The following is a 21,892-nucleotide window of genomic DNA, read 5'->3' as shown; positions in this document are numbered from 1 at the left end:
CACGGAACGGGGGTCAGGGTATCGGGCCGGTTGCGATGCTCGAGGGGCCGCTCGCGGGCACCCGCTCGACCGTCAGCGCGTACTGCATGATCCGGGCGAAGACCGGTGCCGCGACGTCGCCTCCGAACACGGAGCCGCCCTGCGGCTCGTCGAGCACGACCACCGCCGCGAGCCGGGGCGCGTCCGCGGGCGCGAACCCCGCGAACGAGGACACGTACTGGCCCGCGAGGTACGGGGGCTTGCGCGCGGTCCCGGTCTTGCCCGCGACCAGGTAGCCGGGGACCTGGGCCTTCGTGCCCGTGCCCCCGGTGACGACCCCGACGAGCAGCTGGCGCACCTGGTTCGCGGTGCCGGCCGACACGACGGGGTGCGCGAGCGCGCGGGCGCGGTCCCGACGGTGGCCCGCGGGATCGACGGTCGCGGCGACGAGACGCGGCGCGCGCGCCGCGCCCCCGTTGGCGATCGTGGCGTAGACATCGAGGAGCTGCATGGCGGTCACGGCGATGCCGCTCCCGATCGGCATCGAGGCCAGGCTCGTCGCGTTGTACTGGCCTCGCGGGAGCAGGATGCCGGCCGCCTCGCCGGGGAACCCGACGCCAGTCGGCACGCCGAACCCGAAGGCGTGGAGCGCGGCGTCGAAGCGGTCGCGACCGAGCATCCGCGCGATGAGGATGGTCCCGACGTTCGAGGACTGACGCACGATGTCGGCCACCGTCATCAGAGTCGCGTGGGTCTCGACGTCCTCGTACTTCGTGCCGTCGACCATGATCGACTGCGGCACCGACAGGACCGTCGACGGGGTCACGAGACCGGCCTCGAGCGCGGCCGCGATGGTGACGACCTTCGCCGTGGACCCGGGCTCGAACACGTCGGTGAGCGGACGGTTGCGGGCGCCGGCCGGTGACGGGCGCGCCGGCTGGCTCCCGGCGGGACCGTCGACGCTCGCCATGGCCAGGATGTCGCCGGTGCGGGTGTCGACGATGATCGCCATCCCGCCCCGCGAGTGCTGGTTGCCGACCTCGGCGGCGAGGGCCTGCTCCGCCGCGTACTGCATCGACTGGTCGATCGTGAGCAGCACGTCGGAGCCCTGCTTCGTCGCCTGCTCCTCGTGGGTGCCGTTCGGGAGGGTCTGGCCGCGCGGGTCCTGCTCGACGAGGAGCCGCCCGTTGCGACCGCCCAGGATCGACTGGTCGCCGGCCTCGAGCCCGCCGAGACCGCCGTTGTCCGTCCCCACGAGCCCGAGCAGCGGCGCCGCCAGCGGGTCGGCCGGGTAGTAGCGCTTCGGCTCCGACTCGAAGCCGAGGCCGACGAGGTGCAGGTTGCGCACCGCCGCGGCCGGCCCGGCGTCGAGCTTGCGCGCCACGTACACGAAGCCGCGGCGGCGATCGCTGAGCCGGGCCTGCAAGGTCGCCTCGTCCACGCCGACCAGCGGCGCCAGCTTGGCGGCGGCGAAGGCCGGGTCCGGCATCACGCGCGGGTTGGCCCACACCGTCGTGGCCGGCACCGAGACCGCGAGCTGGTTGCCGTTGCGATCGAGGATGCTGCCGCGCTGCGCGGCGACGGTCACGGTCCGCACCCGCTGGCTCAGGCCCAGCCGCACGTACCGGGCTCGGCTGCGCGTCTGCACGTCGACGAGGCGGAGGGCGATGAGCGCGAAGACGACCGCGACGGCGACGAGGAGCGCGGCGAGCCGGCGCGGCGCCGACGCCACCGCGACGAGGCGAGATTCGTGGTGACCGCCCCGGCCGTGCGCGACGGCGACCGGGCGGGCGCGTCGGTGTGCGCGCGGAGCGACCGCCGGCCCGGCCGGCGGTCGCCCGATCCGAGGGCTGCGGTTCCGACCCGGTCGGGCCCGGACGGGAACCGCCCGCGGCGGGCTCACGGTCGGGGCACCGGCGTCGCCGTGCGCGCCGCGGTGGGGACGGCGCCGGCGGGCACCGCCACGGCCACGGGGGGCTGGCCCGGCGCGACGAGGCCGAGCTGGCCGGCGCGGGTGATGACGTACGAGGGCGCGGCGAGCTCGGCGTTCCGGAGGAGGGCCTGGTCGTACCGCCGCTGCGCGGCGCCGACGCGGCCGTTGAGCCGGTCGAGGGACAGCTGGGTCTGGGCCAGCATCACGCGGACGACGACCAGCGAGATGACGATGAGCACGGTGCCGATCCCGACGAGCGCGGCCGTGCTCGGGAGTCGGCGCCGCCGCGCGGCGGTGGTGACGAGCCGCAGGTGCCGCGGCCGGCGCGCGGGGACGGCCCGCGGCGCGGGGCGGGCGGCGCCCCGGGTCCGGGGCGCGGCGCCGGCGACGGCCACCCCGCTCACCGCCCGGTGGGCGTGTCGAGCTTCTCCGCGGCGCGGAGCCGGGCGCTCTCGGCCCGCGGGTTGGCCGCGACCTCGTCCCGGCTCGGTCGGCGCGCCCGGCGGGTGACGAGCCGGAGGAGCGGCCGCGGGCGCGGCGGCTCGACCGGCAGGCCCGGCGGCGTCGCCTCGCGCTCGCCGGCCCACGTCGCGAAGCGATCCTTCACGAGCCGGTCCTCGAGCGAGTGGTACGAGAGCACGACCACCCGGCCGCCGGGACCGAGGAGGTGCACGGACTCGTCGAGCCCGGCCTCCAGGTGCGGCAGCTCGCGGTTGACCTCCATCCGGATGGCCTGGAAGGTGCGGCGCGCCGGGTGCCCGCCGCGGCGGCGGGCCGGAGCCGGGATGGCCTCGCGCACGGCGCGCACGAGGTCGCCGGTGGTGTGGAGGGGCCGGCTGGCGACGATGCGGGCGGCGATCTGCCGGGCGAACCGCTCCTCGCCGTTGCGGGCGATGACCGCCGCCAGCGCCCCCTCGTCGTACTCGTTGAGGACCTGCTCGGCGGTCAGCGCCTGGGCGCTGTCCATCCGCATGTCGAGCGGGGCCTCGCCCCAGTAGGTGAATCCGCGTTCCCGCAGGTCGAGCTGGGGGCTGCTGACCCCGAGATCGAACAGGATGCCCATGACGTTCCCCTCGCTTGCTCGCTTGACGATCTCGGCGACGTCCTCGAAGCCGCCGTGCACGATCCGGACCCGCTCGCCGAAGGGCTCGAGCCCGGACCGGGCCGCCGCCACCGCCGCGGGATCACGGTCGATCCCGAGGAGGCGGAGGTCCGGCCGGGCCTCCAGGAGTCGGCGGGCGTGCCCGCCAGCTCCGACCGTCGCGTCGACGACGGTCCCCGTCGGCACGGCGGCGAGGAGCTCGACCACCTCCCGGACCATGACCGGACGGTGCTGATAGCCACCCATCACGTCTCCTCGCCGACCCTGGGCCCGTCGGCAGCCCCCCGGCGGACGATGTCCGTTCGGATTTCTCTCCGAAACGGTCCGGTGGAGCGGGCGGAGTAGGGGCTTCACCGCGCCGGCCGGGGGGCTGCTGCCGAGCCCAGGGGCCACGTTTGGTCCTAGTGCTGCTCCTTCCTCGCTACATGCCCCAGCCCTGGCGACGAGCGAGCTCGGCCTGGCCGCGCTCCTCGACCGCTCGCCAGTTCTCGGGCGACCACAGCTCGATCCGCTTCTGCTGCCCGGTGACGACGACCTCGCGGCCCAGCTGGGCCCACTCCCGCAGGTGGGGAGCGATCGGCACCCGGCCCTGCTTGTCGGGGACCACCGGTCGGGCCCCGGAGTTGAAGAACCGCGAGGCGGCGAGGGCGTCGCCGCCCCCCTCCTTGGCCGCGCGCGTGATGTCCTCGGTCACGGTGTCGAACTCGCCGGGGGGGTAGATGGCCAGGCAGTGATCCGGGAACCGCCCGATGAAGGCCCCGTCCTCCAGGCCCTGGCGGAACTCCGCCGGGAGGATGAGCCGGCCCTTGTCGTCCAGCGTGTGCTGGAACCACCCGAAGAAGCGGGCCGCCACGGTGTCCCCTCGCCGGCGGAGCGTCGCGGGGCCACCCCCGACACTCCACGATCAACCACTACGCCCCACCCTAAGCCCCGCGACTCCACCACGTCAACCCCTTGAACCCCACTTCCTCCCACGAGCCACACCCCGCGCCCGCCTCCGGGCGCGGGGGCGGGGTCAGGCGGGGACGGCCTCGAGGCCGGGCAGGAAGGGCTCCCAGGCCGGGTCGAGGGCGCCGGCGGTCGCGACCACCCAGAGGCTGGCGTGGGGCGCCACCGGTGGGCGGCGCAGCCGGAGCCCGGACTCGGCCAGGGTGCGGTCCTCCTTGCGGGCGTTGCAGGAGCGGCAGGACGCGACGACGTTCTCCCAGCTGTGCTCGCCCCCCCGCGAGCGGGGGACGACGTGGTCGATGTTCTCGGCCGTGTGGCTGCAGTACTGGCAGCGGTGGCCGTCGCGCGCGAAGACCGCCCGTCGGGAGAGCGGCACCCGGCTGCGGTACGGGACGCGGACGAAGTGCATGAGCCGGATCACCGACGGGACGGCGATCACGCGGCGCTCCGAGTGCAGCTCAGCGCCGTTGCGAGCGACGATCTCGGCCTTGTCCTTGAGGACGAGGACGACCGCCCGCCGCACCGTGACGACGCAGAGAGGCTCGAAGCTGGCGTTGAGCAGTAGAGCTCTCCCCAAGCCTCGGAACCTCCCCGGGGCCCGCGCCGCTGGCGGGTCGGGCGAAGTCTACTGGGGCCCCTGACCGCTCCCCCGGCGACGTTGGCGGCGGAGATCGTCCTGCGCACGGCACCACCGGAGGTACGCGAGGACGTCCCCGCCGGCGGGTCGCGCGTCGGCGGACCCGTACTGGGTCTCGAGTCGGAACGCGAGGTAAGCGGAGTCCGGGAGGGGCAGGAAAGGCGGACGTCGCCACCAGCGGGGGCGGGCGAGCCGGAAGGCCTGCCGCGCCGCGACAGACCAGAGCGAGGGCCGAGCCGCGACCGCCAGCCCGGCGCGCGCCCAGCCGGTGCGGGGAGCCGGCATCACGTGACGGTAGCGGCAGAGCGAGAGGGCCCTGCTGGTAGCGTGCGCGCCGCGTTCGAGGAGGGAGCGTGGCCCAACCTGCTACCGCTCGGCGCGTCGACGTCGCGGCGCTCTTCGAGCTCGTGGCCCGCAACGTCGAGCGCGTGATCCAGGGCAAGCACGACCAGATTCGGCTCGCCCTGGTGTGCCTCTTCGCCGAGGGGCACCTCCTCATCGAGGACGTCCCCGGGGTGGGCAAGACGTCGCTCGCCAAGGCGATGGCCCGCTCGATCGCCGGCACCGCGCACCGCATCCAGTTCACCCCGGACCTGCTGCCGTCCGACGTGCTGGGCGTGTCGGTCTGGAACCGGGCCAACAGCCAGTTCGAGTTCCGGCCCGGCGGCGTGTTCGCCCACGTCGTCCTGGCCGACGAGATCAACCGGGCGTCGCCGAAGACCCAGTCGGCGCTGCTCGAGGCGATGGAGGAGCGTCAGGTCACCGTCGACGCGCGGACATGGGCGCTGCCGCGGCCGTTCCTCGTGATCGCGACCCAGAACCCGGTCGAGCTCGAGGGCACCTATCCCCTGCCCGAGGCCCAGCTCGACCGGTTCCTGATGCGGCTCCCGATGGGCTACCCGGACCGGGAGGCCGAGATGGCGATCCTCGAGACGCACGGCGTCGGCCAGGTCGAGCCCGACGACCTGCAGCCGGTCACGACCGCGGCCGACGTTGCCGCCGCCGCCGACGCCGCCACCGCGGTGCACGTCGCCGCGGCGCTGCGCGCCTACGTCGTCGACGTGGTCGACGCCACCCGACGGGACCCGGAGCTGGCGCTGGGCGTGAGCCCCCGGGGGGCGCTGGCGCTGCAGCGGGGCGCCCGCGCGCTGGCCGCCGGCGCGGGACGCGACTACGTCGTGCCCGACGACATCAAGGCCTTGGCGCCGGCCGTGCTCACGCACCGCATGATCGTCGCCCCGGAGGCGGAGCTGCGCGGCGTGACCGCCGAGGACGTGCTCGAGCGGGTGCTGGCGGGCGTCGCCGTCCCGCGCGCCAGCGGGTAGCCCGTGGCCCGCGGCCCTCGGATCGGCGTCCCCGAGCTGACCCGGCGGGGCTGGACCCTCGGTGGCGCCGCCGTCGGTCTGCTCGTCGGCAGCTGGCTCCTCGGCTCGGACGCGCTCGCCGCGCTCGCCCTCGGCGGCGGGCTCGTGCTCGGCATCGCCGCCGTCTGGGTGCTGCGTCACCGGGTGGTGATGACGGTCGATCGGTCGGTGCACCCGGCGCGCCTCTCGGTCGGGCAGGAGGGCCGGGTGATCCTGCGCGGGACGACCACGGTCGCCACGCCCTGGCTGAGCCTCACCGAGACCGTCGACGGCGGGCGCCGCGCCGCCCGGTTCGTCGTGGTGCCGCTGCCGGGCGGCACCGAGCTCCAGGCCGGGTACCGGATCCCGACCGAGCGTCGGGGACGGCACGTGGTCGGCCCGACGCTGCTGACCCTGGCCGACCCGTGCGGCCTCGTCCGTCGCACGTGGACCGTCGGGGGCACGAGCGAGGTCATCGTGCGGCCCCGCGTCCACACGGTGCTGCCACCCCGCCGGGGCGGGGGCGGGGAGCCGGCCGAGCGGGCCAGCGGGCCCCGCATCCCGGTGGTGGAGGCCCTCGGCGAGTTCCTCGCCCTCCGCGACTACGAGCCCGGCGACGACCCGCGGCGCGTCCACTGGCGATCGACGGCGCGCCGCGGCGACCTGCTCGTCCGCGTCGACGACGCTCCCGCGCCTGGGCGTGCCGTCGTGCTCTTCGACGTGCGGGCGTCGGCGCACGACGCCCGCACCTTCGAGGCCGCGGTCGAGGCGGTGGCGTCGATCGCGGCGAGCCTGCACCGGACCCACCAGCCGGTCGAGGTGGTGACGAGCGCGGGCGAGACGCTGCGACGGCCGGGGCGGACCGCGCTCGACGCGGTGCTGGACCGGCTGGCGGTGGTCGAGCCCGACCCCACCGACCACCTCGACGTGGTCACCGGCGCCTTGCGGAAGCGCTTCGGCCTCGGCGGCGTCGTGGTCGTGACCGGGGCCGCCGACCCGGTCATCCTCGACGCCGCGGCCGCGCTGCGCCGCCGCCGGGTCGTGACCCTCGTGACCACCGGGCCGGCGACGCTCGCCACCGGCCCCATCGTGCTCGTCGACGCTTCGCAGCGTCCGTTCCCGGTGGCGTGGGCCGCCACCACCCGCACCCGGACCCGATGGCAACCCGCGAACTCCCCGTCTCGGTCGCGCTCGCGGCGCTGAGCGCGTCGGTCGCGCTGAGCTTCGGCGCGATCTTCGCCTCCGACGCGTACCTCGGGCCGCTGCTCGTGGCGGCGGTGCTCCCCCACGCCCTGGGCTGGGTCACCCGACGCTGGACCCGCTCCGCGGCCGCCAGCGCCGTCGTCGCCGGCGCCGGCCTGCTGCTCGCCGCGGTCGCGTGGACGGGGTCGCTGACCCGGCTCGGCGACCAGCTCCGCGCCGGGTGGACCGTGGTCCGGACCGACGCGCGCCCGATCCCGGCCAGCCCCAGCGCGGTGCTGCTGGGCGCCATCGCCGTCTTCGTCGTCGGCGCGGTGGCCGACGACCTCGCCTTCCGGCGCGACGGGGCCATGAGCGTCCTGGCCCCCGCGACGGTGGCGGTGATCTGGCTGCGGGCGCTCGGGACGCCCCACGGCTGGGTGCCGAGCACCGTGGCCTTCGGCGGCGCCGCGGTCGTGTTCCTCGCCGTGCAGCACCAGACCCTGCTGGAGCGGCGCCGCACCCGGATCGGTCGGTCCCCCGGCGCGACGGCGCCGCGGCTGCTCGCGGGCGTGGCCGTGGCGGGCCTGGCCGCGACCCTCGTGGCATCGGCGGTGGCGCCGACGCTGCCGACCTCGGGCCACCCCTTGGTCAGCGTCGGGTCGCTCAGCTCGTCGACCGGGAGCTCGAGCTACCAGACCAGCGTGGCCCCGCTCGTGAACGTCGGGGACCAGCTGCGTCGGGGACCACGGCACGAGCTGTTCACGGTCGCCGTCGCCAGCCCCGACTACTGGCGGATCACCGCCCTCGACGACTACAGCTCGGCCGGTGGGGGGCAGTGGACGCTCACCGCGCGCGGGAACGGCGCCGTCGGCCAAGGGCTCGCGTCCCGCGCCCCCCGCGGCGCGCTCCACCAGCGGTACCAGATCGGTCCGCTCGGTGAGCGGTGGATGCCGGCGGCGTACGAGCCGGTCACGGTGAGCCGCCCCGACACGCTCGTGGTGCGGTCGTCGGGCACGCTCGTCACCGACCGGTCGTCCGTGGACGGGTTGAGCTACTCGGTCGACTCGCGGCTCCCGAGCGCGCCGGTCACCCCGACGCAGCGGCTCGGCACCGGGGCCCCGCTGCCGGCCGCGCTCCGCCGGTACCTCGCGCTGCCGTCGGACCTCCCCGCCACCCTGCGCGAGCGCGCCCGGCAGGCCGTCGGCGGCGCGACGCTCCCCTACGACGAGGCCCTGGCCCTCCGGGACTACTTCCGGTCGTCCCTGTTCACCTACGACGCGAGCGTGACCCTCGGCGACGACGAGAACGCGATGGTCACGTTCCTCGCCACCCGCCGGGGGTTCTGCGTCCAGTTCGCGAGCACGTACGCGGTCATGGCGCGGTCCCTCGGGATCCCGGCGCGCGTCGCGGTCGGGTTCACGCCGGGCACCGCGCAGGGCGGCGTGTACCACGTGACGAACTTCGAGGCCCACGCGTGGCCGGAGATCTGGCTCGCCGGGCTCGGCTGGACCCATCTCTTCGACCCGACGCCGCGGACCGGCGCGCCGGGCGGCGCCGCCCCGCTCCCCGGCGAGCCGCCGGCGGCGACCCGGTCGACCCCGACCCCGTCGACGGTGCCGGCGGCGCCGACGCCGACGCCGTCGGGTGGCGGCGTGGCGCCGAACCCGACGCCGGTGCCGAACCGGGTGGCGGTGTCATCCCCGCGGCGCTCGACGGGGCTGTCGGTGCTCGGCTGGGCGATCGTCATCGCCGGCCTCGTGACGCTCGGCCTCCTCGCCGCGCTCGGCGCCGCGGTGGCGCGCAAGGCGCGGCGGCGCGCCCGTCGTCGCGCCGTCCCCGATCCGGCCGAGCAGGTCGCGGGGGCGTGGGCGGAGGCGCTCGACGGCTTCCGCGCCGCCGGCGTCGGCTGGCCGCGCTCGCTCACGCCCTACGAGGTCGCCGAGGCGCTGCCGGTCCGACTCGACGAGCGGCTGGCGCCGCCCCTCGCCGCCCTGGCGGGCCGCTACACCGCGGCCCGGTACGGCGAGCTGCCCCCGAGCGACGCGACGGTGCAGGCGGCGTGGCAGGACGCCGACGCGGTGCTCACGGCGCTCGACGCCGCGCTGGACCTGCGCACCCGGCTGCGGTCGCGGCTGCGGGTGGGCGGGCCGCCTCGTCAGCCGGAGCCGGCGGGGTGGTCGCGGCGGAGCCCGTCCACGAACGACTGACGGTCGTGGGCGAAGGCGCGGACCTCGGCGTCGACCTCGGCGGCCATGCGGTCGATGGCGACGAAGAGGGCGAGCTGGCCGTGTCGAAGGGCGTCGAGGATCTGGCCGTCGTCGCGGCAGGCCCAGACGTGCTCGCCGTCGGTGACCATGCGCAGCCCGGCGACGTCCTCCCCCGCCTCGACGAGCGCCGCGACGGCGCGTCGGATCCGCGCCAGCGGCAGCCCGGCGTCGAGGAGCGACCGCACGACGCGGAGCGCCACGAGGTCACGGAACGAGTACGGGCCGTCCGGGTCCTGGGGGCGCGCCACCACGAGCCCGCAGCGCTGCCAGTACTCGAGCTGGGCCGGGGCGCATCCCGTCAGCCGCGCCGCCTGCGGGGCGGTAAAGCCCATCCGTTCGGGTCGTCAGGACGAGTCGTCGTCGCGCCGCCAGCGTTCCCGCCACCGACGGCCGGTCTCGCCGAAGAGGCCCTTCAGTGCGCCCCCGCGGAGGGAGCCGGTGAGGCTCTCGAGGCCGGCCCGGCCGATCTTGCGGACGTTGCGCTCGATGACGAGGAGGCAGAACAGCATGATGAGGAAGCCGACGACGCCGAGGGCGAGCACGCTCGTGAAGGTGGTGAGGAGCACCACGAGGCCGGCGACGAACCCGACCACGGCCCACTTGATCATCCGGGTGGCGTGCCGGTAGAGGGTGGTGTCGGAGACCTGCTGGACCAGCTTCGGGTCGGTGACCGAGAGGTTGGCCTCGATGTCCTTCAGGATCCGCTGCTCGTCTTCAGATAGCGGCATGACCTGGACGGGGCTCCTTGGTGCTGGCTTCGGTCGCGAGAACCGCTCCCGGGGGCGCCATCGTCATTGTCGCGCAGGCCCCCCACCCCATCAACGCGCTAGGGGTGCGGTTGCTTCCCCCCCGGCGGCGGCGGACCGATAGGCGGCGTCCACGATTCGGTGCGCGGCGAGCGCCGTCGCCGCGTCCGGCCCGGGCGCCTCCGCCGCCCCGGCGGCCAGAGCGTCGAGGAAGGCCTTGCTGGCGGGGGCGTACTCGGCGACCGCCCGCGCCAGCACCGGGGGCGCGTCGAGCCGCTCGACCCAGGACGGCGGGTCGGTCGTGATCGTGGTCGCGCCGTCCGACGTCTCGACGTGGAGCGGCCCGGTGAAGTCGTCGTCGAGCCAGAGCAGCGCCCGCTCGCAGAACACCTCGACGCGTCGGCCCGAGCCCCGGGTGAGGACCTGGTGCCACACGCCGGTCAGCGTCGCCACCGCCCCGTCCGGGTACGTGCACAGGACCGCGGCGACGTCGTCGATTCCCGGGTGCCCGAACCGCGACCGCACCGCGGCTTGCACGTGGTCGGGGTCGCCGAGCAGCCAGCGGAGGATGTCGACGTCGTGGATCGAGTGCTCGAGGAGCGTGCCGGCGCCCGCTCTCCGCGCGTCGGCCCGCCAGTCCGACCCGTAGAGCCCCTGGATGGGGAAGTACTGGTCATCGCGGAACAGGATCGTCAGCGGCGCCCCGTGCTCCCCGCTCTCGACCGCGGCCTTCAGGGCGACGAACACCGGCGCCGAGCGCAGGACCAGCCCGACCTGGTGGGGAACGGTGGCGAGGAGGCGGGCCACCTCCTCGCACTCGGCGAGGGTCGGGGCGAGGGGCTTCTCGCAGAACACGGCCCGGCCCCGTTCGGCCGCGGCGGCGACCGCCTCGAGGTGCGCCGCGGTCCACGTGCACACCCACACCGCGTCGACCTGGTCCACGAGCGAGGCGAGGTCGGCGCAGGCGACGGCGTCGTGGGCGGCGGCGAACGCGGCGGCGCGCTCCGGCCGCCGGTCGTAGGTGGCCGTGACCGCCGCGTCCACGACCCGGCTCCGCCCGAGCAGCCGCAGCGTGTACGAGTGGACGAAGCCGATGAGCCCGCAGCCGACGAGCCCGACGCGGGTCGTCACCGGCGGGGGGCGGTCGGCGGTGGCACGGCGCGCGTGACGGCGTCGTCGCCGAACCGTCGGCGCAGGTCCTCGACCGTGCGCTCGAGGTCGCCGCGGCGGTCGCGCTCGAGCGCCGCCGGCGCGTCGAGCGGCAGGCGGGCCTGCGCCTCGCCGAGCGAGACGAGCTGCTGCGCCGACAGCCCGAGCAGCCGCAATCCCGGGCGCACGTCGACGTCGTCGAGCAGCTGCCGCCCGACGCGCACGAGCTCCTCGGCGAGCTCGGTCGGCTCGCTCATCGTGCGCGACCGCGTGATGGTCCGGAAGTCGCCGTAGCGGGCCTTCAGCTGGACGGTGCGGGCCAGGAGCCGGGACTCGCGCAGCCGGGTCGCGACGCGCTCGGCGAACCGCAGCAGGTCGCGTTCGAGCGCGGCACGGTCGGTGACGTCGGTGGCAAAGGTCTCCTCGTGGCCGATGGACTTGACGGGACGCGCCGGCTCGACCGGCCGGTCGTCGTCGTTGCGGGCGAGGGCGGCCAGGTGGGCGCCGTGCGCGCGTCCGAGCGCGCCCTCGAGGGCGGCGACCGGGAGCGCGGTGAGGTCGCCGACCGTGCGCACGCCGAGCCGCGCCAGCCGCCGCTCGGTGGCCGGGCCGACGCCCCAGAGACGGCGGACGTCGAGGGGAGCGAGGAACGCGGCCTCGGTGCCCGGCTCGACGAGCAGCAGCCCGTCGGGCTTGGCCAGCTCGCTGGCGAGCTTCGCCACGAGCTTCGTGGTGCCGACGCCGACCGACGCCGTGAGGCCGGTCTCGTCGCGTACCCGGGCGCGGATCGCGGCACCGATCGCCGGGCCGGTGCCGTGCAGCCGGCTCGCGCCCCGGGCGTCGAGGAACGCCTCGTCGAGCGAGATCGGCTCCACGAGCGGCGTGTAGGAGCGGAGGATCGTCATGACGCTGCGGCTGGCGTCGCCGTAGCGGTCGAAGCGGGGCGCGAGGAACACCCCGTCCGGACAGGCGCGGCGGGCCCGGCCGGTCGGCATCGCCGAGTGGACGCCGAACCGGCGGGCCTCGTAGCTGGCGGCCGCCACCACGCCGCGACGGCCGAGGCCACCGACGATCACCGGTCGGCCCCGCAGCGACGGGTCGTCGCGCTGCTCGACGGCGGCGTAGAAGGCGTCGAGGTCGACGTGGAGGATGGCGGCGGCGGCCGCGCCGTCGGTCACCCGGCGGCGGGCGACGTCCGCACGACCGCGAGGTCCTCGCGTCGGGTCCCGTGGACGTCGTAGGTGTAGCCGCGCACGGCCTCGGGCCCCCACCGCTCGGCGATCCACTCGGCCAGCGGCTCCCGCACCCAGAGCGCGCCGTCGGCGAGGCGGGCCGCGCACGTGGGCGTGTCGACGAAGGCGGCCTCGACCACGATCCCGTCGGGGTCGGCGACGCGCACCTCGCCCTCGAAGCGCAGCGCCCGGTAGACCTCGGCGCGCATCCGCCACCCCATGTCCACGGCGACCGCCCGCACCTCGTAGAGGGGTCCCTCCCAGGCGGTCACGCGCAGCCCGGTCTCCTCCTCGACCTCGCGGGTCAGGCCCTCGAGCACCGATCCGTCGTCGGCGTCGATCACCCCGCCCGGCGTCGACCAGTCCGAGTAGCCGCCACGGCGCTCGTTGCGGACGAGGAGCAGCGCGTCGTCCACCTCGACGAGCGCGCCGGCGACCAGCCACTCGCGCATCGCGAGCAGCCTATCGGCGCGCCTCGGCCGTACCATCGGGGCGTGCCAGGCGAGAACGGCGCCGGATCGGGCGGTCTGCCGGCGGGGCTGCCGTCGCGCGCCGCGTACCTCCTCGCGTTCGGCAGCGTCGTCCTCGCCGGCGTGTTCGGCGGGATCATCGGCTACGGGATCGTCGACGTCGGCGCGACCGGCACCGACAGCACCCCGAGGCTGCTCGGGACGCTCGTCGGCGCCGCCGGTGGCGCCGTGGGCGTCGGGATCATCGCCGTGCTGGTGCTGCGGGCGATGGCCGAGTGGAAGCGCCGACCGCGCCCGTAGTCACAGCAGCGCCAGGCGCCGGAACCCCTCCGCGTACCGGACGCCCGCGGCCCGGCCCGCCTCCTCGGCCCGCTCGCGCAGGAACTCCCGGAACCACTCCCCCGTCTGGGTGAGCTGGCTGGCGTGGCAGAACAGCGCGTCGACCTTGCGCTCGAGGACGTCGCTGATGTCGACCCAGCAGTTCGGCTCCATCGTGCCGGACAGGTACACCGCCCCCACGCGGTGCACGGCGAGACCGGCCTCGATCTGGTCCGCGAAGTAGTGCGGGTTGCCGGAGGCGGGGGCGACGGCGTCGAGCGCGGCCCATCCGGTGACGCGGTGGTCCCGGTGGTTGAAGTAGGAGTCGCCGAAGAACACCGCGGTCGGGTCCGGGCACACGACGACCTCGGGCCGGAGCTCCCGCACTCGCCGCACGATCGCGGCGCGCAGGTCGAGGTCGTCGGGGAGCTCGCCGTCCGGGTACTCGAGGTGCAGGTGACCGGCGAACCCGAGCAGCTCGCTGGCCGCCGCCGTCTCCTCGACCCGTCGACGGGCCAGCGCGTCGCGGTCGGCGCGCGGGTCGTCGGAGCCCTTGTCGCCGCGGGTGGTGATGAGCACCCACACCGCGGCGCCGGCGGCCGCCCACCGGGCCAGCGTCCCCCCGGCCGCGATCTCGGGGTCGTCGGGGTGGGCGAAGATCGCGAGGACGCGGCTCGGGATGTCGTCGACGAGCGGGATCACCACGTGACGCCGAGCAAGTTCCGCATGCTCGACTCGAAGTCCTCGAACGGCATCGAGTCCTTCGCGCCGATCGCCAGCTCGGCGTCCGGGCCGACGAGCCAGCGCAGCCGCGGCGCGGTGCTCTCGATGGCGTCGGCGATGACGCTCGCCACCAGCTCGGCCGTGGGCGGCGGCCCGTCGCCGATCAGCGCGGGGCGCGCCGCCTCCCACTGGCGGTCGAGCTCCTCGTACGGGGTGCCCTCGATCCCCCCTCGCACCGCGTTGCCGTCGAACGCGGTCTCGAACGCGCCCGGCTCGACGATCCGCACCCGGATCCCGAAGTGGGAGACCTCGAAGTGCAACGACTCGGAGAGCCCCTCGAGCGCCCACTTCGTCGCCGAGTAGAAGCCGTCGAGCGGCGCGCCGACCCGTCCCGCGGCCGACGACACGTTCACGATCGTGCCGCCGCCGCGGGCCCGCAGGCCCGGCAGCACGGCCTGGATCATGCGGGCGGCGCCGAAGAGGTTCGTCTCCATGCAGCGCCGGGCGGCGTCGAGCGACACCGTCTCGACCGGCCCGGCCACGCCGAACCCGGCGTTGTTGACGAGCGCGTCGACCGGGCCGGCGGCGTCGACGGCGGCCCGCACCGACGTCGGGTCGTCGACGTCGAGCGCGAGGCGTGACGCCACGTCGAGGTCGTCCAGGGTCTCGGGCCGTCGTGCCGTCGCGACCACCTCGTGACCGCGCTTCGTCAGCTCGACCGCGGCGGCCCGACCGAACCCGGTCGAGCAGCCCGTGATGAGTACCCGGCTCATGCGTCCTCCTTGCGGATCACGTCGAGGGCGGCGACGGTGCGGTCGACGTCGTGGTCGTCGACGTCCTTGTGCGTCACGAAGCGTACGGTGCGGCCGTCGATCATGCCGCAGCGCACGCCCTCGACGTCGAGCCGCTCCACCAGCCGCGGCGGCAGATGGTCGGCGGACGCGCACACGATGTTGGTCCGGACGTGCTGGGGCTCGACGCTGCCTGGGAACCGGGCCGCGAGCGCGTCGGCGAGTCGTCGGGCGCGCGCGTGGTCGTCGGCGAGCCGCTCGACCATCGTCTCGAGCGCGACGATCCCGGCCGCGGCGATCACCCCGGCCTGGCGCCAGGCGCCGCCGAGACGGGCCCGCTCCTCCCGCGCGGCGCCGATCGCGGCGCGGGAGCCGCAGAGCACCGAGCCGATGGGCGCCGCCAGCCCCTTCGAGAGGCAGAACATGACCGTGTCGACGGGCGCGCCCAGGTCTCGGGGCGCGACGCCCGTGGCGACGGCGGCGTTCCAGATGCGGGCGCCGTCGCAGTGGACCGGGAGCCCGTGCCCGTGGGCGGCCGCGGCGACCGCCGCCACCTCGGCCGGGGACCACGGCCGGCCGCTGGCCGGCATGTGCGGGTTCTCGATCGCGACGGCGGAGAGCGGCGGGAGGTGCGCGCCGGCGTCCTGCACGGCCCGCGTCACGGCGGCGTCGCCGAACCGCCCGTCGGGGTCGGGGACGGGGCGCAGCTGCACGCCGGCGTTCCCGGCCGCGGCGGCGTGCTCGTAGCGGTAGACGTGGGCGCGCTCGCCGCACAGCACCTCGGTGCCGGGTCGGCCGAGCACCCGCAGCGCCAGCTGGTTGGCGAGGGTCCCGGACGTGACGTACAACGCCGCGTCGGTGCCGAGCCGGTCGGCGGCGAGCGCCTCGAGCCGGTTCACCGTCGGGTCCTCGCCGTAGGCGTCGTCCCCGACGTCGGCGGCGGCCATGGCCCGCCGCATCTCGGGGGTGGGCGTGGTGACGGTGTCGGAGCGCAGGTCGACGCGCCCGTCGGGGCTGGTCACCTCACGACCGCTCGGTGTCGCGCACCGGTCGGATGAGGCCCTCTTGGGCCACCGTGACCACGAGGTCGCCGTCGCGCCGGAAGACGTGACCGAGCGCGAGCCCGCGGGCTCCCGCCGCCGACGGGCTGAGCTGGTGGTAGAGGAGCCACTCGTCGGCGCGGAACGGCCGGTGGAACCACATGGCGTGGTCGAGGCTCGCCATCATGAAGTTGCCGTCGTAGGAGATCGCGTGCGGCAGCGTGGCCGTGTCGAGCAGCGTGAGGTCGGACGCGTACGCCACGACGCAGGCGTGGACGAGCGGGTCGTCGGGCAGCGTCCCGTTGGCGCGGATCCAGACGTCCTGGGCCGGCTGCCGGGGCGAGGGCGCCAGCCAGTGGGGGTCGTCGACGGGCCGGGATTCGATCGGTCGCTCGCGGACGAGCCACTCGGTCGCCGCCGGCCCGAAGCGGTCGAGGGAGCCCTCGACGCGCTCGCGGAAGGTCGGGAGCTCCTCGGGGTCCGGGACGGCCGGCATCTCGGCCGAGTGGTCGGGGCCGGCCTCGACGATCTGGAACGAGGCCTGGAGGTTGAAGATCGCCCGGCCGTGCTGGATCGCGACCACCCGTCGGGTCGTGAACGAGTGCCCGTCGCGGATCCGGTCGACCTCGTACACGATGGGGATCGTGGGGTCGCCGGGCCGCAGGAAGTAGGCGTGGAGCGAGTGCACGGGCCGACCCGATTCGACGGTGCGGCCGGCGGCGACGAGCGCCTGCGCCGCGACCTGACCGCCGAACACCCGCTGGCGGTCCTCGTCGGGGCTCAGCCCCCGGAACAGGTTGACCTCGAGGGTCTCGAGCTCGAGCAGGTCGAGCAGGTCGTCCAGCGCTGAGCCCATCGTGCTCCTCGGGTCCGGCGTCGCCTCGTCGCGGTCGGCGTCGACGGGCGATGCCCGTCCCGACAGTGTGGCGCGCCCGGAGCCGCGTCCCGGCGCCGAGACGAGGCCCGGGCCTACCCGAAGAAGACGGCGGCGTCGGCGAGGAGGGCCGGCGGGACGGTCTTCAGCGTCCGAACGGCGTCGGCGATCGGCACCCGGACGATGTCGGTGCCCCGGAGCGCCACCATGGTCCCGAAGTCCTGCTCGTGGACGGCGTCGATTGCCGCGAGGCCGAAGCGCGTGGCGAGGATCCGGTCGAACGCGGTCGGCGTGCCGCCGCGTAGCACGTGGCCGAGGATCGTGACCCGGGTCTCGTAGCCGGTGCGGTCCTCGATCTCCGGGGCCAGCGCGCTGGCGATGCCGCCGAGGCGGACGTGGCCGAACTCGTCGACGCCCGCGTCCTGGATCGTCATCGTGCCCTCGGTCGGCTGGGCGCCCTCGGCGACCACGACGATCGAGTAGCTGGCGCCGCGGGTGTGCCGGTGGCGGAGCCGCTCGCACACAGCGTCGAGGTCGAAGGGCTGCTCGGGGATCAAGATGACGTCGGCGCCGCCGGCCAGCCCGGACCACAGGGCGAGCCAGCCGGCGTGCCGTCCCATCACCTCCGCGACCATGACCCGGTCGTGGCTCTCGGCGGTGGTGTGGAGCCGGTCGATGGCGTCGGTGGCGATCTGCACCGCGGTCTGGAACCCGAACGTGACGTCCGTCGCCGACAGGTCGTTGTCGATGGTCTTCGGGACCCCGACGCTGGCCACGCCCTCCGAGCCGAGCGCCGCCGCGACGCCGAGCGTGTCCTCGCCGCCGATCACCACGAGCGCGTCGACGCGCTCACGGGCCAGGGTCGCCTGCACCGCCGCGAGGCCGCCCTCGTGCTGCATCGGGTTGGTGCGGGAGGTGCCGAGGATGGTGCCGCCGCGACGGAGGGTGCCTCGCGTCGAGCCCACCGTGAGCTCGACCGTCTCGGAGTCGAGCACGCCGCGCCACCCGTGGCGGAACCCGACCAGCTGGTGGCCGTAGACCTCCTCGCCCTTGCGCACGACGGCGCGGATCACCGCGTTGAGCCCGGGGCAGTCACCGCCCCCGGTGAGGATGCCGACGCGCATGGGCGCTCCCTTCTCGACCGCCCATCCTGGCGCGGCCAGGCCCCGACGCCGAAGACCGGTAGCCTCGCCCGGCGATGCCCCGCCGGAGCCTCGAGCAGATCGTCGCGGCCGCGCACGAGGTGCTCGCCGAGGGCGAGCGGGTGGTCGGGCACGGACCGTGCTGGGCCGCGTCGCTCCGTCGCCGGGTTCCCCTGCTGCTGCAGCGACGACGCCAGTTCCTCCTCCTGCTCACCGACCGGCGGCTGCTCGTCTTCGAGCGCCGCCGCGGCCGCGCCCCGCGGCCGACCGACCTGGTCACGAGCGAGCGCTACGAGGCGTTCCGCGTCGAGCGCGTCCGCCGGGCCCGGCCGCTGCTGCAGGTGGTCGTGGCGACGAGGAACACCGAGACCGTCTTCGAGTTCCGCCCCCGTCAGCGCCTCCTCGGCGAGACGCTCGTGCACCGCGTGGACGCGGGCGCCGGCGCCCCCGCGACGCGCGCCGCCGGGCCCGCCCGGGCGGACGCCGAGGACGCCGGCCTCCGGGATCCTCCGCCGCCGGCTCCGTGACGATCGTCCTGGCCGTCGACGCCGGCACCACCGGCGTCCGGACCCTGGCCGTCGACGAGGACGGGCAGGTGCGGGCCCGCGCCTACCGCGAGTTCCCGCAGCACTTCCCGCGGCCGGGCTGGGTCGAGCACGACGCCGTCGACATCCTCGAGGCCACACGGGTGACGCTCGCCGAGGCGGCCGCCGCCGCCGGCGGGCCGGTCGCGGCGATCGGGATCACGAACCAGCGCGAGACCGCGGTGGCGTGGGACCGGGCCACCGGCCGGCCGCGCCACCGAGCCATCGTGTGGCAGGACCGGCGGACCGCGGCGCGCTGCGAGGCGTTGCGGGCCGAGGGGCGGGAGCCGATGATCCGGGCCCGGACCGGCCTCGTGCTCGACCCCTACTTCTCGGCCACGAAACTCGAGTGGCTGCTGCACGAGGGTGGCGTCAGCGCCGACGCCGACCTCCTCGTCGGCACCGTCGACGCCTGGCTGCTCTGGTGGCTGACCGGCGGCCCGGGCGCCGGCGTGCACGCCACCGACCCGTCGAACGCGTCCCGCACCCTGCTCTTCGATCTCGACGAGCTGGCGTGGTCCGCCGAGCTCTGCGACCTGTTCGGGGTGCCGCTCCGCTGCCTGCCCTCGGTCGGCGCGAGCAGCGGCCGGTTCGGGGTCACGGCGCCCGAGGCCGCGGCCGGGCTGCACGTGCCGGTCAGCGGCATCGCCGGCGACCAGGCCGCGGCGTTGTTCGGGCAGGCCTGCTTCGAGCCCGGCATGACGAAGAACACCTACGGGACCGGCTCGTTCGTGCTCATGAACCTCGGGAACACCCACCCGCCGCCCACCGAGGGGCTCCTGACGAGCGTGGCGTGGCGTCGAGGCGACGAGGTGTCCTACGCGCTCGAGGGCGCGATCTTCGTCACCGGCGCCGCCATCCAGTGGCTGCGCGACGAGCTCGGCGTCATCGAGCGGGCCGCGGAGGTCGGGCCGCTGGCGGCCAGCGTGCCCGACACCGGCGGCGTGGTGTTCGTCCCCGCCTTCGCCGGGCTCGGCTCGCCGTGGTGGGACCCCTACGCGCGCGGCACCGTGCTCGGCATCACCCGCGGCACGAACCGTGCCCACCTGGCCCGAGCCGTGGTCGAGGCGATGGCGTGGCAGGTCCGCGACGTCGTCGGCGCGATGACCGCCGCCGCCGGTCGGTCCCTCCCCGCCCTGCGGGTCGACGGCGGCGCCAGCGTGATGGACGTGCTCTGCCAGCTGCAGGCCGACGTGCTGGACGTCACCGTGCAGCGCGCCGCGGTCCAGGAGACGACCGCGCTCGGCGCCGCGTTCCTCGCCGGCCTCGCCGAGGGGGTCTGGGCCACCCCCGAGGAGGCGGCCCGCCGATGGCGGGCCGACGCCGAGTTCCGGCCCGCGGCGTCGGCCGACGACGTGGCCGCCGGAGCGGCTCGCTGGCGGCGGGCGGTCGACCGGTCGCGCGGCTGGGCGCGCGACGCCTGATCCCCTCAGGCGACCTGCGCGGTCGGGAGCGCCGAGACGCGCGCCACCGCGGTCGGCAGGTCCTCGGCCTGCTTCGTCGCGTACGTGTCCCGATACTCGTAGACGCCGCACAGCTGGACGATCTCGAACATCACCTCGTCGGTGAGCGCTCGCAGGGCGAGGCCCTCGGTGTCGTCCCCGTAGCGCGCCGGCGAGATCGGGGCGCCGAAGCGGATGGTGACCGGGCGGAACGGGCGCGGGAGCTTGGCGTCGGTCGGCTGGGCCGCGTCGGTCCCGACGAGGCCGATGGGGACGATCGGGGCGCCGGTGGTGCGGGCGAGGCGGGCGACGCCGGTGTGGCCGCGGTGCGTGAACCCGGAGCGGGTGCGGGTCCCCTCGGGGTAGATCCCGAAGACCCGGCCCTGCTGCAGCACCGCGGTGGCGGCGGTGAGCGCGGCGTCGCTGGCGCTGCCGCCGCGGCGCTGGATGGGGATCTGGCCCACGGCCCGGAAGAACCAGGCCGTGCGTCGCTGCTCGAAGTACTCGGCCTTGGCCACGAAGGTGACGCGACGCCAGCCGATGGCGAGCGGCACGAAGATCGAGTCGAGGAAGGAGCGGTGGTTGGCGGCCAGGATGACCGGCCCGGTGCGGGGCACGTGCTCCCGGCCCTCGATGCGGATCCGGAAGAACACCCGCAGCAGCGGGGTGAGCACGGCCTTCAGGGTCCAGTAGAGCATGGTGGCGTCACGCGGTGACGCCCGTCACGTTATCGGAGCGGCCCCGCGGCCAGCCGGGCCGGCCGCTTACCCGAGCTTCGGGAGCGCCCGGCGGATGCCCCGGACCGCCTGGTTGATGCGGTGCTCGTTCTCGACCAGCGCGAACCGCACGTACCCCTCCCCGCCCGGCCCGAAGCCGACGCCGGGCGACACCGCCACCTTGGCGTCGGCGACGAGCAGCTTGCAGAAGTCGAGGCTCCGGTGCTCCTCGTAGGGCGCGGGGATCGGCGCCCACACGAACATCGTGCCGCGGGGCTTCTCGATCTCCCACCCGATGCGGGCCAGGCCGTCGATGAGCGCGTCGCGGCGGCGCCGGTAGATGGCGTTCACGGCCACGGGGTAGTCGGAGGCCTCGTTCATGGCCACGATCGAGGCGATCTGGATGGGCTGGAACGTCCCGTAGTCCAGGTAGCTCTTCAGCCGGGCCAGCGCGGCGACGACCTCGGCGTTGCCGAGGAGGAAGCCGACCCGCCACCCCGCCATCGAGAACGACTTCGTGAGGGTGTAGAGCTCGACCGCGACCTCGGACGCGCCGGGCACCTGCAGGATCGACGGCGGGTCGTACCCGTCGAAGCCGAGGTCGGCGTAGGCGAAGTCATGGACGAGCAGCACGTCGTGGGCTCGCGCGAACTCGACCATGCGGGCCATGAAGTCGAGGTCGACGCACGCCGTCGTCGGGTTGTGTGGGAACGAGAGGACGACGACCCGAGGCCGGGGCCACGAGTCCTCCCACGCCTCGACGAGGTTGGCGAGGAAGTCCTGCTCGGGGCCGAGCCGGACGTGGCGCACCTCGGCGCCGGCGAGGATCGGGCCCCAGATGTGGATCGGGTACGACGGCGTCGGCACCATCGCGGCGTCGCCGGGTCCGAGCAGCACCCACATGACGTGCGAGAAGCCCTCTTTGGCACCGATGGTCGTGCACGCCTGGGTCTCCGGGTCGAGCTCGACGCCGAACCGGCGCGCGTAGAGGTCGGTGATCGCGAGTCGGAGCTTCGGGATGCCCTTGCTCGACGAGTACCGGTGGTTGCGGGGGTTGCGGACCGCCTCCCCGAGCTTGTCGACCGCGACCGAGGGGGACGGGATGTCGGGGTTGCCGAACCCGAGGTCGACGACGTCCTCGCCCGCCCGCCGCGCCTCCATCTTCAGCGCCTCGATTTCGCCGAACACGTACGGCGGGAGGGCGTTGATGCGACGGAACTCCATCCGAGATCACGGTATCAGGGGCGCCCTTCGCCGCCGGTTACCGTTTCTGC

At 75.4% G+C, this 21,892-nt stretch carries 23 protein-coding genes; 6 read left to right on the top strand and 17 right to left on the bottom strand.

Annotated elements, in window-relative coordinates:
- Nucleotides 1-13 precede the first annotated feature (13 nt).
- The 5 genes from VG869_05900 to VG869_05880 form a co-directional block, all read right to left on the bottom strand.
- Entirely contained in the window at nucleotides 14-1,711 is a 1,698-nt protein-coding gene (locus tag VG869_05900; GenBank protein ID HEV3450722.1) for a penicillin-binding protein 2, read from the bottom strand.
- A gap of 167 nt (nucleotides 1,712-1,878) precedes the next feature.
- Nucleotides 1,879-2,307 (bottom strand): hypothetical protein, encoded by a 429-nt coding sequence (locus VG869_05895; GenBank protein ID HEV3450721.1) that lies wholly within the window; start codon nucleotides 2,305-2,307, stop codon nucleotides 1,879-1,881.
- 5 nt (nucleotides 2,308-2,312) lie between these two features.
- On the bottom strand, nucleotides 2,313-3,260 hold the full coding sequence (gene rsmH, locus VG869_05890) for a 16S rRNA (cytosine(1402)-N(4))-methyltransferase RsmH (GenBank protein HEV3450720.1): 948 nt from the start codon (nucleotides 3,258-3,260) through the stop codon (nucleotides 2,313-2,315).
- Between the two features lie 175 nt (nucleotides 3,261-3,435).
- Complete coding sequence (locus VG869_05885) at nucleotides 3,436-3,867, bottom strand: division/cell wall cluster transcriptional repressor MraZ (protein HEV3450719.1); 432 nt, start codon at nucleotides 3,865-3,867, stop codon at nucleotides 3,436-3,438.
- A 162-nt stretch (nucleotides 3,868-4,029) separates the two neighbouring features.
- Complete coding sequence (locus VG869_05880) at nucleotides 4,030-4,539, bottom strand: HNH endonuclease (protein ID HEV3450718.1); 510 nt, start codon at nucleotides 4,537-4,539, stop codon at nucleotides 4,030-4,032.
- A gap of 413 nt (nucleotides 4,540-4,952) precedes the next feature.
- Between VG869_05880 and VG869_05875 the strand changes: the two genes are divergently transcribed.
- Genes VG869_05875 through VG869_05865 form a run of 3 tightly spaced genes read left to right on the top strand, consistent with a single transcriptional unit; the run spans nucleotide 4,953 to nucleotide 9,331 of the window.
- Nucleotides 4,953-5,924 carry an AAA family ATPase gene (locus VG869_05875; GenBank protein ID HEV3450717.1) on the top strand — a complete coding sequence of 324 codons (972 nt, stop codon included), beginning with the start codon at nucleotides 4,953-4,955 and terminating at the stop codon, nucleotides 5,922-5,924.
- A gap of 3 nt (nucleotides 5,925-5,927) precedes the next feature.
- Nucleotides 5,928-7,145: a DUF58 domain-containing protein gene (locus tag VG869_05870; protein ID HEV3450716.1), complete on the top strand. Its 1,218-nt coding sequence runs from the start codon at nucleotides 5,928-5,930 to the stop codon at nucleotides 7,143-7,145.
- Nucleotides 7,100-9,331 carry a DUF3488 and transglutaminase-like domain-containing protein gene (locus VG869_05865; protein ID HEV3450715.1) on the top strand — a complete coding sequence of 744 codons (2,232 nt, stop codon included), beginning with the start codon at nucleotides 7,100-7,102 and terminating at the stop codon, nucleotides 9,329-9,331. Before VG869_05870 ends, VG869_05865 begins: the two co-directional genes overlap by 46 nt.
- On the opposite strand, the gene VG869_05860 is transcribed toward VG869_05865, so the two are convergent.
- The 5 genes from VG869_05860 to VG869_05840 all read right to left on the bottom strand — a co-directional run bounded on the left by VG869_05860 (nucleotide 9,280) and on the right by VG869_05840 (nucleotide 12,970).
- Nucleotides 9,280-9,723, bottom strand: a complete 444-nt coding sequence (locus tag VG869_05860; GenBank protein HEV3450714.1) for a MerR family transcriptional regulator — start codon at nucleotides 9,721-9,723, stop codon at nucleotides 9,280-9,282. The two genes, VG869_05865 and VG869_05860, sit on opposite strands and share 52 nt — an antisense overlap.
- Nucleotides 9,724-9,735: 12 nt before the next feature.
- On the bottom strand, nucleotides 9,736-10,119 hold the full coding sequence (locus VG869_05855) for a DUF3040 domain-containing protein (protein HEV3450713.1): 384 nt from the start codon (nucleotides 10,117-10,119) through the stop codon (nucleotides 9,736-9,738).
- Between the two features lie 90 nt (nucleotides 10,120-10,209).
- Nucleotides 10,210-11,268 (bottom strand): Gfo/Idh/MocA family oxidoreductase, encoded by a 1,059-nt coding sequence (locus tag VG869_05850; protein HEV3450712.1) that lies wholly within the window; start codon nucleotides 11,266-11,268, stop codon nucleotides 10,210-10,212.
- Nucleotides 11,265-12,464 (bottom strand): DNA polymerase IV, encoded by a 1,200-nt coding sequence (locus tag VG869_05845; GenBank protein ID HEV3450711.1) that lies wholly within the window; start codon nucleotides 12,462-12,464, stop codon nucleotides 11,265-11,267. The genes VG869_05850 and VG869_05845 overlap by 4 nt, the downstream gene beginning before the upstream one ends.
- Nucleotides 12,461-12,970: an NUDIX domain-containing protein gene (locus tag VG869_05840; GenBank protein HEV3450710.1), complete on the bottom strand. Its 510-nt coding sequence runs from the start codon at nucleotides 12,968-12,970 to the stop codon at nucleotides 12,461-12,463. The genes VG869_05845 and VG869_05840 overlap by 4 nt, the downstream gene beginning before the upstream one ends.
- 42 nt (nucleotides 12,971-13,012) lie before the next feature.
- Between VG869_05840 and VG869_05835 the strand changes: the two genes are divergently transcribed.
- Nucleotides 13,013-13,288, top strand: coding sequence for a hypothetical protein (locus tag VG869_05835; GenBank protein HEV3450709.1), 276 nt, complete (start codon nucleotides 13,013-13,015; stop codon nucleotides 13,286-13,288).
- Here the strand turns inward: VG869_05835 and VG869_05830 are convergent, their stop codons facing one another.
- From VG869_05830 to VG869_05810, 5 genes are all read right to left on the bottom strand, one after another.
- Nucleotides 13,289-14,008 carry a PIG-L family deacetylase gene (locus VG869_05830; GenBank protein ID HEV3450708.1) on the bottom strand — a complete coding sequence of 240 codons (720 nt, stop codon included), beginning with the start codon at nucleotides 14,006-14,008 and terminating at the stop codon, nucleotides 13,289-13,291.
- Nucleotides 14,005-14,802 (bottom strand): SDR family oxidoreductase, encoded by a 798-nt coding sequence (locus VG869_05825; GenBank protein ID HEV3450707.1) that lies wholly within the window; start codon nucleotides 14,800-14,802, stop codon nucleotides 14,005-14,007. The genes VG869_05830 and VG869_05825 overlap by 4 nt, the downstream gene beginning before the upstream one ends.
- Nucleotides 14,799-15,842, bottom strand: coding sequence for a threonine aldolase family protein (locus VG869_05820; protein HEV3450706.1), 1,044 nt, complete (start codon nucleotides 15,840-15,842; stop codon nucleotides 14,799-14,801). Before VG869_05820 ends, VG869_05825 begins: the two co-directional genes overlap by 4 nt.
- Before the next feature lies 1 nt (nucleotide 15,843).
- Entirely contained in the window at nucleotides 15,844-16,716 is an 873-nt protein-coding gene (tesB, locus tag VG869_05815; GenBank protein ID HEV3450705.1) for an acyl-CoA thioesterase II, read from the bottom strand.
- Between the two features lie 113 nt (nucleotides 16,717-16,829).
- Nucleotides 16,830-17,858 (bottom strand): 6-phosphofructokinase, encoded by a 1,029-nt coding sequence (locus VG869_05810; protein ID HEV3450704.1) that lies wholly within the window; start codon nucleotides 17,856-17,858, stop codon nucleotides 16,830-16,832.
- 74 nt (nucleotides 17,859-17,932) lie between these two features.
- Here VG869_05810 and VG869_05805 point away from each other — a divergent pair, with 74 nt between their 5' ends.
- On the top strand, nucleotides 17,933-18,403 hold the full coding sequence (locus VG869_05805) for a hypothetical protein (GenBank protein HEV3450703.1): 471 nt from the start codon (nucleotides 17,933-17,935) through the stop codon (nucleotides 18,401-18,403).
- Complete coding sequence (glpK, locus tag VG869_05800; protein HEV3450702.1) at nucleotides 18,400-19,884, top strand: glycerol kinase GlpK; 1,485 nt, start codon at nucleotides 18,400-18,402, stop codon at nucleotides 19,882-19,884. The genes VG869_05805 and glpK overlap by 4 nt, the downstream gene beginning before the upstream one ends.
- A gap of 5 nt (nucleotides 19,885-19,889) precedes the next feature.
- Here the strand turns inward: glpK and VG869_05795 are convergent, their stop codons facing one another.
- Together VG869_05795 and VG869_05790 are read right to left on the bottom strand one after the other, a co-directional pair.
- Nucleotides 19,890-20,600 carry a lysophospholipid acyltransferase family protein gene (locus VG869_05795; GenBank protein HEV3450701.1) on the bottom strand — a complete coding sequence of 237 codons (711 nt, stop codon included), beginning with the start codon at nucleotides 20,598-20,600 and terminating at the stop codon, nucleotides 19,890-19,892.
- A 66-nt stretch (nucleotides 20,601-20,666) separates the two neighbouring features.
- Nucleotides 20,667-21,842 carry an aminotransferase class I/II-fold pyridoxal phosphate-dependent enzyme gene (locus VG869_05790; GenBank protein ID HEV3450700.1) on the bottom strand — a complete coding sequence of 392 codons (1,176 nt, stop codon included), beginning with the start codon at nucleotides 21,840-21,842 and terminating at the stop codon, nucleotides 20,667-20,669.
- Nucleotides 21,843-21,892: the final 50 nt, after the last annotated feature.

The sequence above is a fragment of the Acidimicrobiia bacterium genome, from assembly GCA_035948415.1.
Lineage (GTDB): Bacteria > Actinomycetota > Acidimicrobiia > IMCC26256 > PALSA-555 > PALSA-555.
Note: the sequence above shows the minus strand (reverse complement) of the source record. Positions and strands in the feature narration are given on the sequence as shown.

Coding starts and splice junctions, on each gene's coding strand:
- rsmH (HEV3450720.1), bottom strand. CDS start 3,260: ATGGGTGGCTATCAGCACCGTCCGGTCATGGTCCGGGAGGTGGTCGAG.
- VG869_05865 (HEV3450715.1), top strand. CDS start 7,100: ATGGCAACCCGCGAACTCCCCGTCTCGGTCGCGCTCGCGGCGCTGAGC.
- VG869_05860 (HEV3450714.1), bottom strand. CDS start 9,723: ATGGGCTTTACCGCCCCGCAGGCGGCGCGGCTGACGGGATGCGCCCCG.
- VG869_05855 (HEV3450713.1), bottom strand. CDS start 10,119: ATGCCGCTATCTGAAGACGAGCAGCGGATCCTGAAGGACATCGAGGCC.
- VG869_05840 (HEV3450710.1), bottom strand. CDS start 12,970: ATGCGCGAGTGGCTGGTCGCCGGCGCGCTCGTCGAGGTGGACGACGCG.
- VG869_05825 (HEV3450707.1), bottom strand. CDS start 14,802: ATGAGCCGGGTACTCATCACGGGCTGCTCGACCGGGTTCGGTCGGGCC.
- tesB (HEV3450705.1), bottom strand. CDS start 16,716: ATGGGCTCAGCGCTGGACGACCTGCTCGACCTGCTCGAGCTCGAGACC.
- VG869_05810 (HEV3450704.1), bottom strand. CDS start 17,858: ATGCGCGTCGGCATCCTCACCGGGGGCGGTGACTGCCCCGGGCTCAAC.
- VG869_05805 (HEV3450703.1), top strand. CDS start 17,933: ATGCCCCGCCGGAGCCTCGAGCAGATCGTCGCGGCCGCGCACGAGGTG.
- VG869_05795 (HEV3450701.1), bottom strand. CDS start 20,600: ATGCTCTACTGGACCCTGAAGGCCGTGCTCACCCCGCTGCTGCGGGTG.
- VG869_05790 (HEV3450700.1), bottom strand. CDS start 21,842: ATGGAGTTCCGTCGCATCAACGCCCTCCCGCCGTACGTGTTCGGCGAA.